The following is a 21,271-nucleotide window of genomic DNA, read 5'->3' on the forward strand; positions in this document are numbered from 1 at the left end:
CGAACCTTGCGGTCGCGACCCACCCCAGTTGAACTAGATCATGCCAACTAGTTCACTATGCGTGTCGTCTCGGAGGAAGACAGGAATCTTGTCCAGAGGGCACTCGACATCGATCGACTGACCGCCTTCGTGCTTGTCACCCGTTGACGCGTCAGTCCAGGAAGCTCCGGCCGGCAGATACACCGATCGGGAGGTTGCAGCGGCTTCCAGAACTGGAGCGACCAGGATGTCTCCGCCTAGCAGGTACTGGTCGGAAATGGACCAGCACTTTTCGTCGAGCGGGAATTCCTGGAAGAGCCCTCTCATCACAGGTTGTCCTTCTTCATGGGCTTCCAACATGACGTCTCGCATGTAGTCGCGGAGCTTTTCGCGCAGATGAATATACTTCTCAAGCACGGCATACACGTCGTCTCCAAAGCTCCAGAGTTCATTCTCAGCACCGCTGGGCAGTCTGTAGGAGCCATCCTTGGCGCTGACCTCTTCAACTGGCCGTCGGTCACCGTGCAGCCTCATCACTGGGCAGAAAGCTCCGAACTGGAACCACCTGATGAGAAGTTCCTTGAATTTCGGATCTGTGATGACACCATCGTGGAAGCCGCCAATGTCGGTGGTCCACCACGGGATTCCTGCGGCACCCATGTGGATTCCCGCAGCAACCTGGCACCGCAGGTCTTTCCATGTTGAGCTAATGTCACCAGACCACACAAGAGCACCGTAACGCTGAGAGCCCGCCCAGGCGCACCTCAAGAGGTTAACAACGTCGTCAGTGCCGGATTCAACCAGTCCGTCATAGAACGCTTTGGCGTAGTTCTGCGGATAGATATTTCCGACCTTGACGTTGGGGCCAGCGTTGTAGCGGTAGTTATCGAAGTCGTAGGCACCGTATTCGGGCTCAGCCTCATCGAGCCAGAAAATCTTGATGCCGTACTTGCCGTAATTTTCTTTGCACTTCTCCCAGATGAACTTTCTTGCCTCGGGATTGGTCATGTCAATGAAAGCGCTCGGTCCCTGGAACGCCATATGGACATCTAGGCCACGTTCTGCCCGTGCTAGCAGGTTGTTCTTCTTCAGCTCATCCCAGTTCTCGGATGCGTGCGCAACCTGGGTCCACACCGAAACCATGAGCTCAACGCCCATGCTATGGAGTTCATCAACCATTGCCTGAGGATCCGGCCAGAATTCCTCCTCGAAGCGATAATCTCCCATGTGGGGCCAGTGGAAAAAGTCGATCACGATGACGTCCAGGGGCAGTCCACGGCGCTTGTGTTCTCGCGCGACTTCAAGGAGCTGCTCCTGGTTCCAGTAACGGAGCTTGCACTGCCAGAACCCCAGTCCATGTTCTGGCATCATGGGAGCGAATCCGGTTGCCGCGGCATATGCCTTACTGATTTCCCGCGGGCTGTCTCCAGCCGTGATCCAGTAGTCGAGTTGATCGCAGCGCTCTGCTGACCACTGAGTTACGTTCGATGAGAAGCTTACTTGCCCGATGGCAGGGTTGTGCCACAAGAAGCCGTAGCCCTTGCTGGAAATCACAAAAGGAACGCTCGCCTGGGAGTTGCGATGAGCAAGTTCAAGAGTGCTTCCCTTGAGATCACCGATACCCTCTTGGTACTGGCCCATTCCCCACAGATGTTCTTCTTCTGGAGACTCGAACGACATTGTCAGCGAGATATCGCCGCCAAGAACGGGACGCAGATCGCGAGCCTTCAAGTCCAGAGACCCGCCCCGATCCCTTTCACGCAGTAATGGTGTTCCATCCGTTTTCTCAAAACTGATACTGCAATGGAAAGTCTCGTACCCAACTTTTCCATCACACATCGCGGTTTGGCGCAAGATGACGCGTAGCGATCCGACCTCGAGTACAGCTTCATCGCCCTTGAGTTCGACGCTCGATTCCTGATCTTCAGGTTGATCGAGCAGAGCCCAATTCGATTCGATGACATCTGCCATGAGTCGTGAACGCACACGGACTGCGTCCTTTCCCCAAGGCTGAACTGAAAGTGTTGTTCCGTCACCACGCCACCGTAGTCCTAGACCGTCTTTTTCAAACGCCTGCTGCAAGGCTCTTTCCTTTCATTCACTATTCCTGAATTGCGGTCATGTCAACTTTCAAATTTCGCTACCGTAGAGCGACTACCCTCCTCATCCCTTTTTCTAGAAATCGCGACTCCATCCATTCGCCCAAACCAGTTTCATTACCCCTACTTCACACTTCCTGCGGCAACGCCGGCCGAGACAAACCGCTGAGCTACAACCAACAGAACAATCGCCGGAAGTGAAGCCAGGACGGCTGTAGCCATAACCATGCCCCAGTCTTGGACATACGCGCCGACATACGTATACAAACTCAGCGTTATAGGACGGACCTCCTCACTTGTCGTCAACGTCAAGGCAAAGAGGAAGTCGCCCCAAGCAAATAGGAAAGAGAACAAGCCAGCAGTGACAATAGCGTTACGAGACATAGGCAATGCGATCGAGACAAACGTCCGAAAAGCACCCGCGCCATCGATCCAGCTAGCCTCAATGATCGCCTGCGGGATGTTCTTCATAAATGTCTGCAGGATCAGGATCGAGAAGGGGATTCCTAAGGACGCGTCAGCCAAGATAAGACCGATCACTGTATTCAAAAGACCAAGATCAGAATAAGCAGAATACAGCGCATTCGCCACAACGATCGTTGGAATCATCTGGCTAAGTAAAATAACCAGGAGAATCGTCGAAGACCCCTTAATGCGATAACGCGCAAGAGCGTATGCAGCTGGTGTCGCTATGATAAGTGAAACCAAAGTAGCACCGATTGCCACAATCAGACTTGTTAGGAGGGGTCCGCTCTGTGCCCTAATAGCTGCTAGATATCCACTGAAAGTTGGAGACTTTGGATAAATCGGGCTCACCACAGCCGACCCTGCCGATTGGAGCGAAATGTTGATCATCCAATATACTGGGAACAGAAAGATGAGGAGTATGAGAATTCCTATCAGTGTTCTTATCCAACTCGTTTTCTTAGAGTTCATCACTGTCACTTTGCCCCTCAATCAAGATTCGACTTGCGATTTGCACGAAGGTATATCGCAGCGAAAATCACCGACAAAACCACTAGGAGCGTACTTAGTGCTGCACCCTGTCCGAAATTGAACTCCGTAAAGGAGAGGCGGTAAGACTGTGTTGCTAACGTCTGGGTGGCATTTGCAGGCCCACCGCCCGTTAATCCCAGAATGAGGTCAAGAACCTTGACTGTATATACAACTCCTAAAATCAAAACTACATTCACTACGGGACGCAAAAGTGGCCATGTAATCTTGCGGAATCTCTGGAAACCATTTGCTCCATCTATAGCTGCTGCTTCATATAATTCCTGATCAATATCTTGCAAACCTCCGAAGAGAATTGTTGTATTAAATGGAATACCTATCCAAATATTCACCAAAATGACGGAAAACAGTGCGAGAGAGGAAGAAGTTAACCAACCTGTATCACCTGATGTGATTCCAATACTCTCAAGAGCCCTATTTAGAACTCCCGAGTCCTTATCCAAAATCCATCGCCAAATTGCAGACGAAGCGATCATCGGAATAAGCCATGGTAGGAGAAGAAGCGATCGCATGACCTTCGCACCTTTAAAGGTTCTATTGAAGAAGATTGCCAAAGCTAAGCCAATTGTGAATTGGCCGAACAATGATCCTACCGTAAAAATGACAGTGTTGAGTAGAACCTTTCCAAAAAGAGGCGTCCCCATTACCGCCTTGTAGTTTTCGAATTCAACGAACGGGGCCTCTCCTGTGTAAAACGTAGAGGGACTATAGTCCTGAAAGCTCATGACAAAGTTCTTGACTATAGGAAAGCCATAGAAGGCCAACATATAGATCACTGCGGGCGCGAGAAAAACCACTCCTATCAGCTTTTGCCGATTCCCGAGTTTACTTTCATTCATTTCCATTCCTATGTTTCTGTCTTAACAGGAGAGCATCTCCCCCAATTCGTCTTTCTTAGATCGCTTCCATTACTTCAGGGAAGCAGCGGCTCCCTCTAAGGCTTCGGAGGGTTCCTTACCGTTTACCAGCGCTTCTTGAATGGCGTTATGAATTGCGGTGGCCGTTGCTGGCCATTTCGTTCCTAGCTCACCTGTACGTGCTCGAGCTCCATTGCACATCTCCACAAACGCTTCCATATCGGGAGACTCCTTCAGGAAGCCCTCTTGGAGGCTCATATTTGTAGGAACTGTAAACCGTTTAATGGACAAGTCCTTCTCAACTTCGTCACTATTGAGGCACTTGACCAATTCGGCAGCCTTTTCCTGCTTTTGTTTGTCGCCGGTGTTCGGCACGGTCCACACTTCGCCACCAAGAGGCGCCACTGGGTCCGTCTGTCCTTCCGGAACAGGAATCGGAACTGCCTTCCACTTGATGCCTGAGTCGTTTAGCAGAGGGATTTGCCATGGACCGTTCACCATCATGGCGGCATTCCCTGCCATGAATTGGTCGTTCACGTCAGCTTGAGTCCAGTTCACTACTGATGCCGATGCAGATCCATTTCGAACTAGATCACGCCACAAGGTCAAGGCCTTTACAACACCTTCACCCGCAATGTCTTTCTCATCACCGCCCGCAGTCCACATGAACGGCAGGAATTGCCACGTTCCCTCATAGTTTGAAGGAGCTGCGAACGCAATGCCATATTGCTTTCCGTCAGTAAGCTTGGCCGCTACTTCCTCGAGTTCCTTCCAATTTGTTGGAGGCTCAACTCCGGCACTTTGGAGAAGTTCTTCGTTGTAGAACAACGCCAATGAATTTGCGATGGGCTGCATGCCGTAAAACACGCCATCAAAGCTACCCGCATCCTTAACTGCAGGAATTACGTTTTCGCCCGGTTCAATCCCAAAGGTGGATAGATCAGCTAAAGCTCCAGTCTCTGCAATCTGCGCCAAATCAGGATTGTCCAATTGCAAGACATCAGGGAGAGTCTTAGAGGAAGCCATCTGCAGGACCTTGGAGATAAGGCTGTCTCCCGGGATCATCTCCCTTTCTATCTTGACCCCTACTTGAGCCGCACAATTATCAAGTGCCTCTTGGTAAAACTCTTTATCCGGGGAGTTATTGTAATAGTCGACCGTTCGTAGCGTGATCTCTGCATCACCTGACGAGGATCCACTAGCGCTGCCTTGCCCTCCACTTCCACAGGCAGTCAGCAATAGGCCCGTTGTCACAAGCAACGGGATGGTGTAACGCGACATTTTCATGGCAGTTTCCTTCTCATCTTTGAACATATTCACCGAAATGAAATCGCAACATTAGAAGTCATGACCGTGTCACGGCATTATTATCCGCACGGTACACAGATCACTACGCCTATCGTGCTGCTAAAACCTCATCTTCCGACTCAATATCGAGCCCTCCAATCACGCCCACATTGGCATCTCGGTTTTGATTAATAATACAACTAAACAAACATTGTTGTCAATACAAAATGCCACCCATATACGCTCCTAAACCGTGTCCTGCAGACTAATCAAGCCCCAAGGACCAAAAGATATGTAGGTCCCAAAAGTTTTTTCGTGAATTGAAGTTCCCAGAGCTAGTTCGTGCAAACATGCATTGCATAATGCCCTCAACATGACTGTCGATCTCTCCGGCATTCCGCCCTGGTCTTCTTAGTGCGAGCTGTGCGTCATCTGTCCGGGATGGACGATCGACTTCAGCGTGGTCGGCGCGGGCTTGTTGATGATGGGCTGGTCAGCTTCGTCGAGGGCGTAGTGATCAGTGCACAGGCGATCCAGGTCGACCGCTCCACTGGCTACCAGGTGGATGGCTGTGGGCCACGTGTTGTTGTAACGGAAAATCCCGGTCACGTTGATTTCGTGCGCGGTGATGAATCCAACCGGCAGTGACATGTCATCGTCACCCATACCAATCAGCACTGCGGTGCCGCCAGACGCCAGACGCATGATGCCGTCCTGCACAGCTGCAGTGACGCCCGTCGCGTCAATGAACGCGTCAAAGTGTTGACCATCTAGTGCCGGGTCACTTGGCTCAACAGCCTGGGTTGCTCCCAGCGACAGTGCCAAATCGCGCCGACCTTCAACAGGATCACTGACGACCACCTCGGCAGCGCCAAATGCCCGCGCAACCTGGATGACGATCGCACCGATCGGACCTGCGCCGGCAACAAAGACGCGGTCACCCACTTTCACGTGGGCTTTGCGGATTCCGACAATACCCACGCTCAGGGGTTCCATCAAGGCTGCCGCATCCCACGAAATGGAGTCGGGAACCTCGTAGGCGAAATCGGACTGAATCAGGACATATTCGCAAAAGGCTCCGTCAATGGGCGGCGTCGCGTAGAACTCGATATCGGGGCACAGGTTGTATTCTCCGCGCTTGCAGTATTCGCACACTCGGCAGCACCGTTGCGGCTCGATGGAAACGCGCTGGCCGATGCGGGCCGGATCCACGTCATCGCCCACGGCCACAATCTCTCCGGAAGCTTCGTGCCCCAGGATCATCGGCTCGTTCACCACAAAGTCACCGATGCGGCCCTTGTGGTAGTAGTGCACATCCGAGCCGCACACCCCCACCGACTCCACGCGAATCAGCACCTGGTCCGCATCCGGTGTCGGAACCGGTCGTTCCTCCATCTCAATGAGACCCTGGCGAATCAGGACGCTGGCTTTCATGGTCTGTGGAATCTGCGTCATCACTGTGCCTTTCCTGCGCGTTCCATCACGCGCGCTGCTTGACGGGCGGCGCCCAACGCTACGTATTCTCCCGACTTAGGTACCGTAACTGTTGCGCCGAGGAATTCTTCGGCCAGTTCGAGGACGGCGCGCGATTTCGCTCCGCCGCCGACCATGACCACGTGTTCGAGCTTCACATCCAGTGCGCGCACCGCATCCAGAGCGAACTTCATCAAGTTCAGCAGTCCTTCCACCGTTGCGCGTGCCACGTGAGCACGATCCGAGTTCTTCAGAGTCATGCCCTTCAGCTCAGCCGTAGCATCAGGCAGGTTCGGGGTGCGCTCGCCCTCGAAATAGGGCACTAAAGTCAATCCCGCGGCATCGTCCACACTCAAGGCAAGATTATCAAACTCGTCGTAACCCGCATCGATCACCGCCATCATTGCGTCGATGATGCGCGAGGCATTGAGCGTGCACGCCAACGGCAGCCAGTTTCCTGTCGCATCGGCAAAGCCGGTCACCAGTCCTGAATGGTCAGCAACCGGGTGATCTGACACGGCGGCAACAACTCCGGATGTGCCTAGTGACAGCAGAGCCTGACCGGGTTTGAGGTCGACACCCAGCGCTGACCCCGCATTGTCTCCACACCCTGGTCCCAGCATGATCTCACCCCAGCCTCGCGACTCATCACCACGTCCGGCCACGTCCCATGGTCCGAGGATTTCCGGCAAGATGATGGATCGTGCGACGTCCTCGTCGATGCGCAACGCGTGGGCAAGGATGTCGCGGCGGTAGGTTGGCGTAGCGCGGTCCATGTAACCGGTACCCGACGCATCGGAGCGGTCCGTGCGCAGATCCTCCAGTCGACCGGTTCCCATGATTTTCCACGTCAGCCAGTCGTGCGGCAGGCAAATAGCTGCAATACGGCGCGCGTTCTCAGGTTCGTGGTCTGCCAGCCAGCGCAGCTTCGTCACGGTCAGTGAGGCGACGGGCACTGATCCGGTGGCATCAGCCCACCACGCGGCACCGGCTTCCTCGTCACCCTCGCCGTATTCCGCAATTAAGTCACGGGCAGCATCGGCTGAACGCGTGTCGTTCCACAGCAGGGCGGGTCGGATGACTTCTCCATCTTTGTCCAGGCACACCATGCCGTGCTGCTGTCCGCCCACGGATAGCGCCACCACGTCCTCCAGGCCACCTGCTGCTTTGACGGCCTCGTTGAACGCGTCCCACCAAGCCTGCGGGTCCACTTCCGTGCCGTCAGGGTGCGTCGCTTTACCTTCACGCACGACCGTTCCGCGCAGGGCGTCCACGATGACAACTTTGCATGATTGGGTCGACGTATCCACGCCCGCAACGTACGGTCCATACATCGTCATGTTCAGCTCCTTGTTCCATGTTGAATAATTTCACGCTGCTTGGAAGAGGCGTGGCGTGCACGAGAACCCCATTGTGTTTCGTTACTAAACAAAATAGCGGTGTGAGCGAGTATAGTCAACCCATAAGGCCACGTCGCGACGCTGACACATAACCAGAATGTGAGAGAACAATGACCCGAGCACATAAGTCCTCATCACGCCTCACCTCCCTGCCGCGCAGTGCCCGCACATCCTCACGTGGCAACGGCGGCGTCAAAGCTCAGTCGTTGCGCGCCATGAATCTCGCCCTCGTCTTTCGCTATATCCTGGCCGATCCCGGAGCAGTCACCCGCGCCTCGGTCGCGGCGACAACTGGCATTACGCGAGCAACAGTCTCCCGCCTGGTGGACGAGCTCATCTCGGCTCACCTGGTCACCGAACTCGACCCGTCAACTGATGCTCGACGAGGCAGGCCAGCGGTGCGCCTGACCCCGCGGGAAGGATATACGACCGCACTGGGATTGGAAGTCAACGTCTCCTACCTGGCTGCACGCATCGTGGACCTGTCAGGGCAGATCGTGGCCGAAGGCGTGCAGGAAGGCGACTTTTCAGACTCAGATCCGCAGCAGACCATGCGCGCTCTGGGGGAGCTGGCTGATCGGGTAAAAGCGCAAGCCGATGACGCGGCAGAAGGCGACACACTGTTTCTTGGCACCGGGTTGGCCGTGCCCGGCATTGTTTCCGCTCAGGCTGTGATCCTCGCTCCCAACCTGGGGTGGCGTGACCTGCCGTTACACACGCTGCTCGCACCGCTGTCCCACCTGGGTGTCGTCACCGTCGCGAACGAGGCCGACCTGGCAGCGTGGGCCGTAGCATGTCCGCAACCTGGCGTCCCATCAGGGCCGCCCTCGTTCGTCTACGTGTCCGGTGAAGTCGGTATTGGCGCAGGCATCATCATTGACCACGCTCTCCTGCCCGGTTCGCACGGATGGGCAGGCGAAATCGGACATATTTCCACCGACCCTGCCGGCCCGACATGCAGATGCGGCGCGACGGGATGCCTGGAAGCCTACATCGGCCAGCGCGCACTGGTAGAGCGCGCAGGTCTGGCACGCGGCGCGACAAATGTCGATGTTGTCGCTGCTGCTCAAGCTGGCAACGCTGCTGCCCGCGTTGCATTGGACGAGGGTGGCGCCGCTCTGGGGCGCACACTGTCTGCCGTCATCAACATGCTCGACATTCCTTTGGTGGTGTTGGGCGGCTCCGTCGCTGACATTGGCTCTGAACTGCGCGAACGGGCACTGCCTGAATTGCGCACACGGGTCCTCCACTCTGCCGGCAGCCCCTCTGAAATCCGCATTGCCGAGCACTCTGCTTCACTTGCCACGATCGGCGCTGCACACCGAGTCCTACAGCACCTCGTCGATGATCCGATGGCGTGGACAGCACGCGTGGAACGGTCGCAGGAAAGTGCCTGACGGCCATAGCGATGAAGTCTTTACGCCGACCGTCGCCTCTGGGTGGACGCAAGCCACACCAGAGTGATCTGGCGTACTTTGCCACCGATGATCCTCTGGCTCTTGACGATGTACTACCTGGTCCGCACTGCGTTGGAGCTGAACTGACGCTCCTGATCGTCGGAATCAATCCGGGGTTGTGGACTGCGGCCGTTAATGCACCGTTCGCGCGACCGGGTAACCGCTTTTGGCCCTCTCTCGCTCGAGCGGGCCTGACTGACTATGAGATCGATGCGTCCTGCGGCCTCAGCGCCGAAGATGAGGAACATATTCTGTCACGCGGAATCGGCATCACGAACCTGGTCGGCAGGCCCACTGCACGCGCAGATGAATTGAGCCGCGATGAACTGCGCGAGGGCGCTGCCCACTTGGTGACTCGGGTTGGCGACCTGAATCCACGCGCCGTTGCCATCGCCGGAATTACCGCGTACCGCACGGCGTTCAGGCAACCTCACGCGAAGCTCGGGCAGCAAGATGCTGACACGATTGACAACTGGCCGCGCGGCATATCCCTGTGGGTTGTTCCCCAGCCAAGCGGCCTGAACGCGCACGAAAACATTGACTCGTTGGCCGACAAGTGGCGTCAGGTGTGGGCAGATGCCACTCGGCCCGAGTGACCGGCGGGCTGGGCCGCTCCGGGACACACTTTCTGCGTCGTAGTCCCGTCATAGCCGCTCATCCCCCAACTGAGTGCTGAGGACCGCTCGCGCCTTACTGCGCGCAGACGAGCACTCGCGTCTCACTGCGTGCGTTGGGCACGCCACCGGTCAAATTCGTCGGCTGTGGCATATGAGTACTGGGTGCCGCGTTTGAGCACCGACATTGCCGCATAACTGTTGGCGTACTCCAGAGCCTCCGGAATTGCATCGCCGTGGACGATCCGGTGCGCAAAGGCTCCGATAAACGCGTCCCCTGCTCCAGTCGTATCCACCGGATCCACACGGAGTGCGTCAATACGCTGACTGACAACGTGCAAGCCACCCTCGTTGGCCCGCGTGAACCACCACGCCCCGCGTGACCCGAGCGTGACGATGACGTGTCGGCAGCCGTGTTCAACGAGGGTGCGCGCCGCAGCCTCAACACCTTCATCACTGTCACATGGCATGCCGGTCAGCAGTGTCAGTTCACTTTCGTTAGGCATGAGGTAGGTGCAGCGCCGCGCCCAGTCAAAGTTGAAATCAGGGCTGGCGGGAGCGGGATTGAGCAGCACGGGTACACCGACCTGTTCGCCAAGCGCAATCGCCACATAGACCGTATCCAGACGGATTTCTAACTGGCAGACGATCAGTGCGCACTGTGCAATCTGCTCGCGGCAGGCCTCCACGTCCTCAGGAGTCAGGTCGTTATTGGCGCCTTTGACAATCAGGATGGAGTTGCGCGAGTGTGGATCGACAAAGATCGGCGCCACACCCGACGTGCCGTGCGCACGCTTGACGTGGTCTGTGTCGATGCCGTTATTGCGGTAGTTTTCTACCGTCATGTCGGCAAAAATGTCATCACCTACGCAGGTCACCATCAGGACACGCGATCCCAGGCGCGCAGCGGCCACCGCCTGATTCGACCCCTTGCCACCGCACCCCAGTTGGAACGAGGGCGCCTCGAGCGTCTCCCCTTCGGTGGGCATGCGATCGATGTAGGTAATGAGGTCGACATTGTTCGACCCGATCACTGCAATATCCATGACGCCTCCTTGTGAGCGGGGACTATCGCATGGCATCCATAATACGAACCGCATCCAGCACGGGCATGTACGGCAACGGGTCAACACCTGATTCAAGGACATAGGTGGTCAGTTGGTCGCGCACCGTTGCCACCAGCTCATCACGTACCCACGGCTTGGCGATGTAATAGTCCAGACTGGCTTCATTCAAGGCGCGGATCGTGTCGCTTTGATCGGCCTGACCGGTCACCAGGACGCGCCGCGTATTGACCGTGGAGGGCTCATCCATCATGTCGATCAGGAAGTCCACGCCGTTCCGTCCGGGAAGACGGTGGTCAGCCAGGACCAGCGCAAGCTCATCGCCGTCTTCGTCAATGCTGCGGATCGCCTGCCATGCATCGTCAACATCTTCGGCAGTCTCCAGTCGCAGCGTGTCCCAGAACTCGTCACAGTCGCGTTCCAGAGCGTCACGCACTTCCGCTTCATCTTCCAGTATGAGAACAGCTAACGTCATGATCTCTCCTTGTGTTCACTGTGGGTAGGGCCGCCCTCGTGGTCGGCAGCTTTCGGCAGACGTATCGTGACCTGTGTGCGTCCGGGCTGAGATGCCACGTTGATGGTGCCGCCTGCGTCTGTGATAATCGACCGGCAGATCGACATCCCCATGCCCAGACCGTAACGAACGCGGCCCGATTTGGTGGTGAAATGCGGCTCGAACATTTTTGCCAGCACGTTGGCGGGAATCCCCGGACCGTTATCCACGATGTCGACCACCACATCCGGCCCTGCTGTGCGCGCACTGACCGTGATACTCGGTGGCTCATCTCCGCGCGCCGGCTGGGCGTAGGCATCGGCTTCGTCCTCGTCTTCGAATGCTTCAGCCGCGTTGACCAACACATTCGTCCACACTTGTTCGAGTTTGGCCGGATGACCCACCACGAGCGGCTCGCCCTCGAAATCACGGAGCACCTCGACGTGGCGTAGGCGGTGCGCCGTCAGACGCAATACGTCCTCGATCCCTTCACGCACGTCAACGATGCGCGCATCGGTACCATCAGGCCGCGCGTAGCCCTTCAGGGAATCGGTCAACTGCACCACGCGCCCCGCGGCCACTGTCAGCGAGCGCAGCGAGGATCCGATCTGCGCGCCGGTCTCCACCATCGTCATATACGAGGGAGGCGCTGACGCCGCGACAAGAGGTCGCGCAGTTGCCACATCGTGTACTCCTGCTCGCACCAGGCGGCGAGCGACCTGGCGGCTGACTTTCAGTTCCGACATGAATTCGCTGACCAGTCGGCGTTCATCGGCGGTGGAACGCGGATGTGCGTCGAGCGCGCGGGTCATGGCTTCATGAGCGGCGCGCAGCTTGTCACTGGGGTCATGGTCCACGTAGGCACTGTCCATCAGCGTTGTGATGTCGTCACGCAAATGGTCGGCAGCCCGGTCCACCGCGGTGATCGGATTGTTCAGTTCGTGCGCGATGCCGGCGCTGAGTTCACCGAGCATGGCGTAACGGGCTCGCTCCACAAGTTCTGCGCGCGTGTGCCGCAGGTCGTTAACCAGGACGCGGTTTTCGATGTGCAGATATTCTGCGCGCACGAGGCGGCGGGCCAGGGATTGAATGGCGAGGGCAGCCAACGTCGCCGCCATCGGAGGATCTTCAGCGATGACCAGCTGGAGTTGTTCATTGGTCAGGCGCACCACTTTGACCGGCGTGGTGGTCGTCGACGTGAAGAATGCGTTTTCGCCGCGCGCCAGGGACACCAACCCTATCAGGGGTCCCGATGTGGCATGGTGCAGCAGAATGTCACCCTGGTCGGAATCGCGGTGCAGGGCAACGTGACCGTCGAGTACCAGGTGCACAGCGCGCACGGGCTGACCCTGCGTGGTCAGATCGGTATGAGGGCCAACCTCCAGGATGGGGCGCGGCCCCAGGACTCGTTCAGCCCCGGCCAGAAGGTCATTCAGTACTTCCCGTTCACTGTGGTCAAGGCCAAAGAGCACAGGGCCTCGCACGGCATTGTCGGGAACAGGGCCGGCGATTCGTTCACGTTCAGCCTCGTTCATTTCATAGCGCAACAGCAGCCGCGTGATTGCACCGTAGCTTTGCGCCACCAGCGTCGGAAGGGTCCACGGCACGGAGATGACAGATGCCAGCAGCCCCGAGGCCAGGGCGCGGCTCATGTCGGTGTGCGTGCGGCTGCGCGTCACCACCACCCATTCATTGTGCTGCGTGCACGGGTATGCCTTCAGTGCCTCGAAGGCGCGGTCGAGAGAGCCGACCTCGCTGGTGACAAATCCCAGGACGAGGCGCGTACGGCTGCGCGCCAGGTATGCGCATTCGGCGTCAATGCCGTCGACGTCGGCGATTGAGCGAACCTCGATATGGCTGAAAGCACCCGTTAAGTCCTCAACCAGTGTCGCGGCAATCCCGTCCGACCCGTCGCCTATCACCAGGATGGCGCAGGCATCTGCGTGCCGCGGATGGAGTGCGGATGGGGTGCCCTCGTCAATCACCTACAGCACCCCCAGTACGCGCCACGTGAGCGGAGCGACGAAGGCGAGCAGAAGGACGCCACTGATGCCGACAACCATGCCGACTTTGACCATTTCGGGGGTGGGTGTCGTGCCTGTCGAATACGCGATGGCGTTGGGTGGGGTGGAGATCGGCAGGCACATTCCCAGCGAGCATCCCAGAGCCAGGACAACCGCGATCTGGCTCGGGGACGTGCTGACCGTTGCTGCCAGCCCCATCCCCATCGGGATGAGTAGGTTGGCGGACGCGGAGTGGGAGATAACGTTCGAGGTCACCCAGCCCACTGCTGCCAGAGTCAGCAAGAGTAACGCCATCGGGATTGCCTGCCAGGAGATTGAGCCGATGAGCCACTCGTCCAGGCCGGTTGCTCCCACTCCCGCTCCCAGGGCGATACCGCCTGCGACCAGCCACAGTACTGGCCAGTCGAGTTTCTTGACGTCGTCGCCGCCCATGACACCCAGGATCATCAGACCGGCGACAGGGATGAAGCCCACTGTGTTGGAGGAAATGTGGTGGAGCGATTCAGTCATCCACAGGCCGATCGTGATCACGGCGACCACGTAGAACATGATGGCTTTCGGGGTGCGCTCGAAGGTTGCGGATGTGTCGACGTCGAACTTGACGTCGGAGGGGATATATCGCCAGACGATGAACAGCCAGGCGATGACCAGTACAACAAGCATGAGCGGAACTGCGGCCAGCATCCAGTCAATGAATGTGACGTGGATGCCGTGGTTTTGAAGGGCGCCCAGAGCGATGGCATTGGGAGGGGTGCCCACAGGTGTTCCCATGCCACCGACATTGGCGGCCACCGGCACCGACAACGCAAGGCCGGTTCTCGCGCGTCCCTTCGGCAAGGCTGTAATCACCGGCATCATGACAGCGAACATGGTGGCGGTGGTGGCGGTGTTCGACATGAACATGCTCATCAGCGCGGTAATCATCATGACCCCCATGACGGTCATGCGCGCATTACGCAGGAAGGGTTTGAGCATGAGAGCGGAGAGCGCTTTATCAACGTTGTATTTGGCGGCTCCGTCGGCGAGCATAAATCCGCCCATGAACAAAATGATGACGGGGTTGGCCAATGAGCCGAAGATGGCGGTTGCGGCGGGCGCTTCTTCCGAGACGCTGAGCACTGCCTGGTTGGAGATCAGGAGTACTTCCATCAAGATGACACCAACTGCCGTTGCGGCCAGCGGGATAGCTTCGGTGACCCACAGTGCGATGGCTGCAATGAAAATGCCGAACATGCGTGAGCCGCTCGCATCAAGACCGGGCAGCTGGACGAACAGGAATGTCACAAGGGCAGCGGCCGCGATGATGCGGCCGACGAGTTTGCTGCGGGTCAGGGTTGCGGGGCGCCCTGATTCGGGGCGCGGTGAACGCCTCAGGCGTTGCCTGGCGTGTGCCTGTTTTCGTGTGCCACGCGAACGCTTCGACGTCGAAGTTGGCGTGGCTGGGTTGGGCTGGGTGTGGGTGTGAGCCGCGTCAGGATGCGGCGTGTCAGCGTGCGGCATGTCATCGGACGGGGGACGCGTCATTGTGTCTATACCTCCGCACCTACTTTATGAAGTGGTTCACACACCAGGATCCGACGAAAGTCCCATGCCGTCAGAGACAGACGCCAAGCGCCGGGCAGCGGATGGCCGGCAGTGAGTGGGGATGCATGGCCGCGGGTTCTGCTGGACTGAGGCGGGGTGGGGGCTTCGGCTGGCGGGCGGTGGGCGATAGGTACGCGGCAGACTTTCCACACGATGAGGCATCGGAGCTCCTGCATGAGGGTTGCGTCGAGCCCCTCAAGCTGGTACCCCGTCAGATCCTCAAACATGAGTCGCGTCGGAACGCGTCCGTGTCGACTGATACCGAGCTGTGACCTGTGTTGCCTTTTTTCTAGCCCAATGTGCGGTAGCGTTGATGTCGCAGTCGTTATGTTCCGCTTTGCGGTGGGCATGAAACTGTGTCGGTCTCAACCGGGATCGAGGTTTTTCCCCTGCGCAGGGGCTTTTGTAGACAGGACAGCGCTTTCATGACCACTGGTGTCGTTAAATGGTTCAACGCGGACAAAGGCTACGGCTTCATCACTCCCGATGACGGATCTGCTGACGTGTTCGCTCACTACTCACAAATCGAGGCGTCAGGCTTCCGCACTCTCAACGAGGGTGAGAAGGTTGACTTTGAGGTCTCGCAGGGCCCGAAGGGTCTGCAGGCCGAGCACATCAAACGCGTCGAGGAGTAAGGCCGACAGGCCTTCATCTCAAACCTCCACGTCAATCCGGGTGATATTCGGGTTGGCTGGAGGTTTTTGTGTATTTTCGGTTGATGCCGAAACGTTGGCATGAACCGAAGCCTGGGCGCTGAATGGACCAAAAAGTGCGACGATGCTCCACCATGGCGACGCGTCTTCAATTCTCGGAGGGCGTGACCACCCCGCTTATTCGAAAGGTTCGGTGAAATCACGATGACTGATTTCTTCTCCGCACAACGTGTCACAAACCGTGTGACCGCTATTCGCACATTGACTGGTGAACTCCTCTATCTGGTGGAGGGTGCTACGCGCGCTGCTCTCATCGATTCGTCATTGGGAATACGAGGCCTGCGAGCTTTCGTCGAACGTCTGACGAAAAAGCCGATCGTGACCATCTTGACTCATGGCCATGTCGATCATGCAATGGGCGGTCCAGAGTTTGACAACGTTTACATGAATTCTCTGGACGTGCCGGTATACGACGAAATGGCAGCCCTGAAAGTTCGCCGTGAATTCATCGACTTCTCTCTCGGTGATGCATCACCGCGAATGAACGACTCTGATTTTGTGCCACCTCACCCCTTGAACTTCGAAGATCTCACCGACGGTCAGATCTTCGACTTGGGCGGAATATGCGTGGAAGCCCTTCACTTCCCCGGGCACACTCCCGGCATGACTGCGATTCTTATCCCAGAAGAAAGAATCCTCATCACCGGCGACGCCTGCAACCAGCGCACCTTTCTGTGGGACCACAATTCAACGTCTGTGGAAGAATACCGCGACAGTGTGCTGAGCATGAAAGAGCGCACTGCAGACTCCTACGACCGGCTTTTCATTTCCCATATGACGATGGATATGCCGTTAAGCCTGTTCGATGAAGCCATCGAGTTGTGTGACCAGGTGCTGAACGAGGATGTTGATGACGTGCCCTTCGAGTTCATGGGCTCCAGCGCTCTGATTGCCAAGCGTTTCGACGAAAGCCAAGCCCGACTGGATGGAAAATCCTTCAATCTCGTCTACTCCAAAGATCGGATGTGGCGTCAGCAAATCAAGTGACGTTGTCAGTAGTCTGAACGCTTCACGACAGAGGTATCCCTGCACTGCGACGCAGGAACCTTTCCAGTATGTGTACGCCATTTAGCAAGAGTCAGTCTCGTCAGCATCAGCTACGCCAACGGGGACTCGATCTACCACACGCTACCACGTGGCCCAGTGAGCACGCGTTCATTACTGTGATCAACTCAACCAGCATCGGTGCTGATAACGGGAGATAATGGAAGTGCATTGATCCACGGGGAAGAATCTGCCCCACCGGATTGAACACAATGCCGTGCGGGTGCACGGTGTGTGTCATCGGGTCTCCTGCATGGCCGACGAAGATAAACAGGAGAGACCATGACATCAACTCAATCGTATGCAATTGCACAGCCTGCCCTGACGCTTCAGCTGTCAGCACCGGCTCAGCATCGCATCTTTGTTGTTGCTCTTGTGATCAGCTTGGTCGCCCTCGTTGCCGGAATTGCCGCCGCTTCACCAGTTATCACACTGATTGCCGGACTGTGCACTCTGGCTCTGGGAGTACACGCACTGTTCACGCGTGTTCTTGATACCCAGGACTGACTGATCCCGATCGCGTCCAGCTGACGCGGCTTCACCTAGGCGATACCTTTCGGTATCGCCTTTTGCTTTGCTCGGGTGAGCATGCAGCATTCCAATAAGGGTGCGATGCCAGGTTGCGACCAGGTCCTGCGAACATGTGCCATCCACCGCGATGAGACATAGCGAGGACAGCCATACGCAACACCACATCTAGCAGTGCCACGCACAGCCGCCCTCGTCAATGAAAAAGATCAGCGCACGGGAAGACCGGCGTCACTCTTCACGCTGGAACGACATCGTCGCCTCATAGGTCTTCTCACTGGGCCAGCGAGACGTGATCGCCTTGGCGCGCGTGTAGAAACGGACACCTTCCGGACCGTGGATGTGGGTATCGCCCAGCAGCGAATCCTTCCACCCACCGAAGGAGTAGTACGCAACAGGTGTCGGGATCGGGACGTTCACGCCCACCATGCCGGCCTCAACATCGAGTGTGAAGCGACGTGCGACGCCGCCGTCGTTGGTGAAGATTGCTGAACCGTTGCCGAAGGGGCTGGAGTTCACGATCTTCATCGCTTCCTCGTAGGTGTCGGCATGGACGATTGCCAGGACAGGTCCAAAAACTTCCTCGGTGTACACCGGCGCATCCAGCGGAACATCATCGATAATGGTCGGTCCCACGAAGTGACCACCCTCGTACCCCTCGATGACCAGGTCACGGCCATCGCGCACGATTGTGGCGCCGCGCTTTTCCGCATCGTCGATCAGGCCAACGATGCGTTCCTTGGCTTTAGCGGAGATGACCGGGCCCATTTCGACGCCCTCATCCATGCCGTAGCCAACCTTGATTGCATCGGCGTGCTTCTTGACCATCTCGGCCAGTTTCGGGCCGATTCCACCGACGGCGACAACAACCGGCAGCGCCATGCAGCGTTCGCCAGCCGCACCGAAGGCTGAGGCGGAGATGTGCTGTGCAGCGAAGTCCAGATCTGCGTCGGGCATCACGATCGCGTGGTTGTTGGCGCCGCCCAGTGCCTGGACGCGCTTGCCGTGGGTCACACCGGTGTCCTGCACGATGTGTGCCACCGGGGTGGATCCAACGAATGAGATCGCGTTGATTCCGGGGTGCTTGAGGATTGACTGCACCATGTCGCGGTTGCCGGACACGACGTTGAACACGCCGTCAGGCAGGCCCGCCTCCTTGTAGAGGCGTGCGGTCAGCAGTGCTGCCGACGGAGTCGGCGAGGCGGGCTTCAAGATGAAGGCGTTGCCTGTAGCGATCGCCAGCGGGTGCATCCACATGGGAACCATCGCCGGGAAGTTGAAGGGGCAGATGCCTGCTACTACGCCCACAGGCTGACGGGTGGTGAAGATGTCCACGCCGGTTGATACGTTGACGGAGTGCTCGCCCTTCAGTGCGACGTTGATGGCGGTGGCAAAGTCGAGGGTTTCGCGTCCACGCTGAATTTCACCGATTGCGTCGGAGTAGTTCTTGCCGTGCTCTTCAACGATCAGCTTGGCCATTTCATCCTGGTGATCCAGGACGAGTTGACGCATCTTGAACATGATCGCGGTGCGCTTGGCGAGTGACGTTGCTGCCCACTCTTTTTGCGCCTCGGTTGCAACCTCAACTGCGTGGTTGAGGTCGTCATCACTTGCCAGGAGCAGCTGGCTGGCCACCTCACCGGTGCCTGGATTTTCGACATCGAGAGTCTTGACCGGCGTGCCTTCGTATTCGGCACCACCAATCCAGTGCTCAATTGTATTCACCTGTGACAGCTCCTTCGTCATTGTCATCGTTCGCGACCACTGTCATGGCCACACTTCCCGCGCCCGTGCCACCTCGTATTCCCTTGTTTCGATGAGGACGAGGGTGGCCTGCGCACTCACCACCTAGTATAACCACGCAGTCACACTTTGTCAGTACAAATTATGGGAGGATGTGTGATTGCCGTTCTGCCTCATCACACACTCTTGACTGTGCCATCGCTGCGACGCAGCAGGCTCGCGAACTCATTTGGCATACCAAACAGCCCACGAACCATTTAATCAAGTTCATGGGCTGTCTGGTATGCACGTTGGCTCGGTTTATTGACCTCACCCGGCGTGCCACCGGGGCGATGCCGGATCAGGCCTGCGCGAGCGCGTCGATGATGTAGTTGTTGATGGTGGCCTTGACGCATTCGAGGTGGTCAGAGCGCACCGCCTTCATCAGGTCAGCCTGCGGCACATCGAGGGCATGCTCTTCCAGGCTGGCAAGGGTTGCCGACCCGTCCTCAACTGTCGCACCGATTCCAGAGTCGAATGACTCGTATCGGGTGGAGACCAGTTCTTCAATGAATCGATCCTCGTACATCTTGGCGGCAACCAGCAGGCCTGCGGCATACGTATCCATGCCGACGATGTGGCCCAGGTACAGGTCTTCGGCGGTGAACGAGGTACGTCGCGGCTTGGCATCAAAGTTCAGTCCACCGCGCGGCCCGATCTGCCCCTCGTCGACGATTTCCCACATCACTGCAGTGGTTTCGTACAGGTCAGATGGGAATTCATCGATGTCCCAGCCAATGAGCTTGTCACCTTGGTTGGCATCGAGCGAGCCGAGCATTCCGGCGGCACGCGCCACGCGGATCTCGTGCTGGTAGGTGTGTCCGGCCAGGTTCGCGTGGTTACCTTCCAGATTGAGCTTGAAGTGATCGGCCAGGTCGTAGGTCTGCAGGAATGCGATCGACGTGGCAGCATCGAAGTCGTACTGGTGCGTCGTCGGTTCCTTGGGCTTGGGTTCGATGAGGAACTGTGCGTCCAGGCCGATCTCCTTGGCGTAGTCCACGCACATGTGGAAGAAGCGGGCGATGTGATCCTGTTCGCGCTTGAGATCGGTGTTCCACAGATTCTCGTATCCTTCGCGCCCGCCCCAGAAGACGTAATTTTCCGCGCCCAGTCGCTTCGCGATTTCCAGAGAGTGCTTGAGCTGGCCGGCTGAGTACGCATAGATGTCCGCGAACGGCGAGGTGGCAGCGCCGGACAGGAACCGCGGGTTAGTGAACAGGCTCGAGGTATTCCACAGCAGTTTCATGCCGGTGTCGCGCTGGAGCTGTTCGATCCGGTCGACGACCTTATCCAGGTTTTTGTTGCTCTCACGCAGGGTGTCACCCTCGGGAGCGAGGTCGCGATCGTGGAAGCAGAAGTACTGCACACCGAGCTTGGTGTAGAAGTCGAATGCGTAGTCCACTTTTGCCAGTGCCAGTTCCATCGGATCGGTATAGCGGTCGAAGGGACGCTGAGCGGTTCCATCTCCAAACGGGTCAACCAAGCGCTGGTTGAATGTGTGCCAGTATGCCACGCCAAAGCGCAGCCATTCTGCCATTGTCTTTCCGGCAACGACGCGGTCTGGCTGGTAGTACCTGAATCCCATGCCCGCTTTCGGATCGTCGGTCCCGACGAAGGGGATAGGACCGTTTGACCACAATTCACTCATAGTAAAGACACCTCCATGTGCACGTACGCAGCTCTGTCGCCACATCACTTCAATTTGTTAATCACTAAAACAATATAGAGCATGAAGGCCTCTGTCAAGGCGGACACCATCGGCTTTCCACGCTCCGCACCGACCAACCTCGCATGTCATAACAAATATTCGTTTGTCCTCAGGTGATACGATTCGCTCAATGACATGAACCAATCATGAG

17 protein-coding genes are annotated in these 21,271 nt (G+C 57.3%); 5 read left to right on the forward strand and 12 right to left on the reverse strand.

Going from position 1 to position 21,271, the window contains the following annotated elements:
* Positions 1-33: 33 nt before the first annotated feature.
* The 6 genes from AC1EJZ_RS00195 to AC1EJZ_RS00220 all read right to left on the reverse strand — a co-directional run bounded on the left by AC1EJZ_RS00195 (position 34) and on the right by AC1EJZ_RS00220 (position 8,049).
* Positions 34-2,061, reverse strand: coding sequence for a glycoside hydrolase family 31 protein (locus AC1EJZ_RS00195; RefSeq protein ID WP_058237622.1), 2,028 nt, complete (start codon positions 2,059-2,061; stop codon positions 34-36).
* A 140-nt stretch (positions 2,062-2,201) separates the two neighbouring features.
* The gene (locus tag AC1EJZ_RS00200; protein WP_257525605.1) at positions 2,202-2,804 is read right to left on the reverse strand and encodes a carbohydrate ABC transporter permease; all 603 of its coding nucleotides are present in this window, start codon (positions 2,802-2,804) and stop codon (positions 2,202-2,204) included.
* 227 nt (positions 2,805-3,031) lie between these two features.
* Positions 3,032-3,931: a carbohydrate ABC transporter permease gene (locus AC1EJZ_RS00205; RefSeq protein ID WP_257590338.1), complete on the reverse strand. Its 900-nt coding sequence runs from the start codon at positions 3,929-3,931 to the stop codon at positions 3,032-3,034.
* A gap of 69 nt (positions 3,932-4,000) precedes the next feature.
* The gene (locus AC1EJZ_RS00210) at positions 4,001-5,236 is read right to left on the reverse strand and encodes a sugar ABC transporter substrate-binding protein (protein ID WP_092648048.1); all 1,236 of its coding nucleotides are present in this window, start codon (positions 5,234-5,236) and stop codon (positions 4,001-4,003) included.
* Positions 5,237-5,647: 411 nt separating this feature from the next.
* On the reverse strand, positions 5,648-6,691 hold the full coding sequence (locus tag AC1EJZ_RS00215; RefSeq protein ID WP_092648047.1) for an NAD(P)-dependent alcohol dehydrogenase: 1,044 nt from the start codon (positions 6,689-6,691) through the stop codon (positions 5,648-5,650).
* Complete coding sequence (locus tag AC1EJZ_RS00220) at positions 6,691-8,049, reverse strand: xylulokinase (protein WP_092648046.1); 1,359 nt, start codon at positions 8,047-8,049, stop codon at positions 6,691-6,693. The genes AC1EJZ_RS00215 and AC1EJZ_RS00220 overlap by 1 nt, the downstream gene beginning before the upstream one ends.
* A gap of 170 nt (positions 8,050-8,219) precedes the next feature.
* On the opposite strand from AC1EJZ_RS00220, the gene AC1EJZ_RS00225 reads away from it, so the two are divergent.
* Both AC1EJZ_RS00225 and AC1EJZ_RS00230 read left to right on the forward strand, forming a co-directional pair.
* Positions 8,220-9,506, forward strand: a complete 1,287-nt coding sequence (locus tag AC1EJZ_RS00225) for an ROK family transcriptional regulator (protein WP_092648045.1) — start codon at positions 8,220-8,222, stop codon at positions 9,504-9,506.
* Positions 9,507-9,517: 11 nt separating this feature from the next.
* Positions 9,518-10,162 (forward strand): mismatch-specific DNA-glycosylase, encoded by a 645-nt coding sequence (locus tag AC1EJZ_RS00230; RefSeq protein ID WP_092648044.1) that lies wholly within the window; start codon positions 9,518-9,520, stop codon positions 10,160-10,162.
* Between the two features lie 122 nt (positions 10,163-10,284).
* Here the strand turns inward: AC1EJZ_RS00230 and rbsK are convergent, their stop codons facing one another.
* The 4 genes from rbsK to AC1EJZ_RS00250 are packed head-to-tail and all read right to left on the reverse strand — an operon-like array spanning position 10,285 to position 15,285.
* Positions 10,285-11,226 carry a ribokinase gene (rbsK, locus tag AC1EJZ_RS00235; RefSeq protein WP_092648043.1) on the reverse strand — a complete coding sequence of 314 codons (942 nt, stop codon included), beginning with the start codon at positions 11,224-11,226 and terminating at the stop codon, positions 10,285-10,287.
* Positions 11,227-11,248: 22 nt separating this feature from the next.
* Positions 11,249-11,719 carry a response regulator gene (locus AC1EJZ_RS00240; protein ID WP_058237613.1) on the reverse strand — a complete coding sequence of 157 codons (471 nt, stop codon included), beginning with the start codon at positions 11,717-11,719 and terminating at the stop codon, positions 11,249-11,251.
* Complete coding sequence (locus tag AC1EJZ_RS00245; protein WP_480293732.1) at positions 11,716-13,722, reverse strand: ATP-binding protein; 2,007 nt, start codon at positions 13,720-13,722, stop codon at positions 11,716-11,718. Before AC1EJZ_RS00245 ends, AC1EJZ_RS00240 begins: the two co-directional genes overlap by 4 nt.
* Entirely contained in the window at positions 13,723-15,285 is a 1,563-nt protein-coding gene (locus tag AC1EJZ_RS00250) for an SLC13 family permease (RefSeq protein ID WP_480293733.1), read from the reverse strand.
* A gap of 485 nt (positions 15,286-15,770) precedes the next feature.
* Between AC1EJZ_RS00250 and AC1EJZ_RS00255 the strand changes: the two genes are divergently transcribed.
* The 3 genes from AC1EJZ_RS00255 to AC1EJZ_RS00265 all read left to right on the forward strand — a co-directional run bounded on the left by AC1EJZ_RS00255 (position 15,771) and on the right by AC1EJZ_RS00265 (position 17,609).
* The gene (locus AC1EJZ_RS00255) at positions 15,771-15,980 is read left to right on the forward strand and encodes a cold-shock protein (protein ID WP_058237610.1); all 210 of its coding nucleotides are present in this window, start codon (positions 15,771-15,773) and stop codon (positions 15,978-15,980) included.
* A gap of 222 nt (positions 15,981-16,202) precedes the next feature.
* Positions 16,203-17,045, forward strand: coding sequence for an MBL fold metallo-hydrolase (locus tag AC1EJZ_RS00260; RefSeq protein ID WP_480293734.1), 843 nt, complete (start codon positions 16,203-16,205; stop codon positions 17,043-17,045).
* Positions 17,046-17,384: 339 nt separating this feature from the next.
* Positions 17,385-17,609: a hypothetical protein gene (locus AC1EJZ_RS00265; protein ID WP_092648039.1), complete on the forward strand. Its 225-nt coding sequence runs from the start codon at positions 17,385-17,387 to the stop codon at positions 17,607-17,609.
* Positions 17,610-17,861: 252 nt separating this feature from the next.
* On the opposite strand, the gene AC1EJZ_RS00270 is transcribed toward AC1EJZ_RS00265, so the two are convergent.
* Together AC1EJZ_RS00270 and xylA are read right to left on the reverse strand one after the other, a co-directional pair.
* Complete coding sequence (locus AC1EJZ_RS00270; RefSeq protein ID WP_480293735.1) at positions 17,862-19,355, reverse strand: CoA-acylating methylmalonate-semialdehyde dehydrogenase; 1,494 nt, start codon at positions 19,353-19,355, stop codon at positions 17,862-17,864.
* Between the two features lie 358 nt (positions 19,356-19,713).
* On the reverse strand, positions 19,714-21,060 hold the full coding sequence (gene xylA / locus AC1EJZ_RS00275) for a xylose isomerase (protein ID WP_480293736.1): 1,347 nt from the start codon (positions 21,058-21,060) through the stop codon (positions 19,714-19,716).
* Positions 21,061-21,271 lie beyond the last annotated feature (211 nt).

It is taken from the genome of Pauljensenia sp. C0170B5 (assembly GCF_056590195.1).